Origin of the sequence: Campylobacter showae CC57C, assembly GCF_000344295.2 — a bacterium.
GTDB classification, from domain to species: Bacteria; Campylobacterota; Campylobacteria; order Campylobacterales; family Campylobacteraceae; genus Campylobacter_A; species Campylobacter_A showae_B.
In genome coordinates, this window is sequence record NZ_AOTD01000029.1 from 1 (window position 1) to 2,287 (window position 2,287).

The 2,287-nt window shown below is 51.3% G+C and carries 2 protein-coding genes; both read left to right on the forward strand.

Going from position 1 to position 2,287, the window contains the following annotated elements:
* On the forward strand, nt 1-1,922 hold a 1,922-nt coding region (gene uvrB, locus H740_RS01260; RefSeq protein ID WP_002950536.1), incomplete at its 5' end, for an excinuclease ABC subunit UvrB.
* Between the two features lie 113 nt (nt 1,923-2,035).
* A complete protein-coding gene (locus H740_RS11620; protein WP_156318377.1) occupies nt 2,036-2,182 on the forward strand; it encodes a hypothetical protein in 147 nt (48 codons plus the stop codon).
* The last annotated feature ends 105 nt before the right edge of the window (nt 2,183-2,287 follow it).

Consider the following 2,287-nt stretch of genomic DNA (forward strand, 5'->3'; position numbering starts at 1 on the left):
CAGTCGCTAATATCGTAGCTTCCGTAAGATCGGGCAATAAATACCAAACGCTTCTAGGCGTCACGGGCTCGGGCAAGACCTTTACGATGGCAAACGTGATAAAAGAGCTAAATATGCCGACTCTAATCATGACGCACAACAAATCTCTCGCCGCGCAGCTTTATAGCGAATTTAAGGGCTTTTTCCCTAAAAATCACGTGGAGTACTTTATCAGCTACTACGACTACTATCAGCCAGAGGCCTACATCCCGCGTCAAGACCTTTTCATCGAAAAGGACAGCTCCGTAAACGAAGAACTCGAGCGTCTGCGTCTCTCTGCGACGGCGAGTTTGCTCAGCTTTGACGACGTAGTGTGCGTGGCGTCGGTGTCGGCCAACTACGGCCTGGGTAATCCTAGCGAATACCAAGGCATGGTCGCATACCTAAACGTCGGCGATAAAATCAACCAGCGCGCGCTACTGCAAAAGCTAGTGGATATGGGATACAAGCGAAACGACGCTTATTTCGACCGCGGCGACTTTCGCGTAAACGGCGACGTGGTGGACGTATATCCCGCGTATTTTAACGACGAGGCGTTTAGGATCGAGTTTTTCGGCGACGAGATCGAGACGATGTATAGCCTGGACGTGCTGGAAAACAAAAAAAGACACGACCTGAAAAAATTTATCCTCTACCCGACCAGCCAGTTTATCGTGGGCGCAGACCGCCTAAAAATCGCCATCAAACAGATCGAAGAGGAGCTGGCGGAACGACTAAAGGAATTTAACGAGCAAGGCAAGCTCGTCGAGGCTCAGCGCCTAAAACAGCGAGTGGAATTTGACCTAGAGATGATGAGCAGCACGGGCATGTGCAAGGGTATCGAAAACTACGCGCGCCACCTAACCGGGCAAAAGGCGGGAGAGACGCCCTACTCTATGTTTGATTATTTCGAGCTAGGAGGCAAGGACTACCTAGTCATCGTGGACGAAAGCCACGTGAGCCTGCCGCAGTTTCGCGGGATGTACGCGGGCGACCGCAGCCGCAAAGAGGTGCTGGTGGAGTACGGATTTCGCCTCCCGTCCGCGCTTGATAACCGTCCGCTTAAATTTGACGAATTTATAAACAAACGCGCCAAATTTCTTTTCGTCTCGGCGACCCCGAACGAATACGAGATAAATTTAAGCCGTGGCCACGTCTACGAGCAAATTTTACGCCCGACGGGACTGCTAGATCCCTTAATCGAGATAAAAGACAGCGAAAATCAGGTGGAGATTTTATTTGACGAGGCAAAAAAAACCATCGAGAGAAACGAGCGCGTACTAGTCACCGTGCTTACCAAAAAGATGGCCGAGGAGCTCAGCCGCTACTACACCGAGCTTGGCATCAAGGTCAAATACATGCACTCCGATATCGATGCCGTCGAGCGAAACGAGATCATCCGCGGACTGCGCGGAGGCGAGTTTGATATGCTTATCGGCATAAATTTACTCAGAGAAGGGCTTGACCTGCCCGAGGTTAGCCTCATAGCCATCATGGACGCCGATAAGGAGGGCTTTTTACGCTCGACGACGAGCCTAATCCAAACGATGGGGCGCGCGGCTAGAAACGTAAACGGCCGAGTGCTGATGTTTGCCAAAAAGATTACCAAATCCATGCAAGAAGCGATGGATACGACGCTAGCTCGCCGCAAGATGCAGGACGAATACAACCGCGCTCACGGCATCGTCCCGCGCTCGGCCAGCCGAAACATCGAGGAGAGCCTGCACGTCGAGGACGACACGGAGATCTTAAGAAAAGGCGCAAATCTGGAAAAAATGCCTGCTGCCGAGCGAGCGAGCATAATCAAAGAGCTAAGAAAGCAGATGCTGGAAGCCGCGGCGCAGTTAGAATTTGAAAAGGCGGCGGCATTGCGCGACGAGATCGCCAAAATCCGTAAGCTTTAAATTTGACGGCTTGTCTTTTTCCGCCATACTTCGTTACCGACTCAGTCGGCTTTGGTCACGGACGGCCAGTCCGCTCCCTCGCCTCGCTCGCCGCTGCCTCGTCTGACGAAAAAATGCTTCGCCTTATCGTTTTGTATTTAAATTTGAAGTCAAATTTGCAAATTTCGGTTTCAAATTTGACTCGTCCAGACCCGTATCTTGACTGTGCTAAATTTAACTCCGTCGTAAATTTGAAAGCGCGTGCGCAACGCCAAATTTAAACCTGCGCAAAGCACAGAAACCTCTCGCGTCGTAGGGGCTGGGGGTCGTTAAGGGAGAAAGGGGACTCTTTTACCTCAGCTACGCTTCGCAACTGCAAAACAGAG

Coding starts and splice junctions, on each gene's coding strand:
- H740_RS11620 (WP_156318377.1), top strand. CDS start 2,036: ATGCTTCGCCTTATCGTTTTGTATTTAAATTTGAAGTCAAATTTGCAA.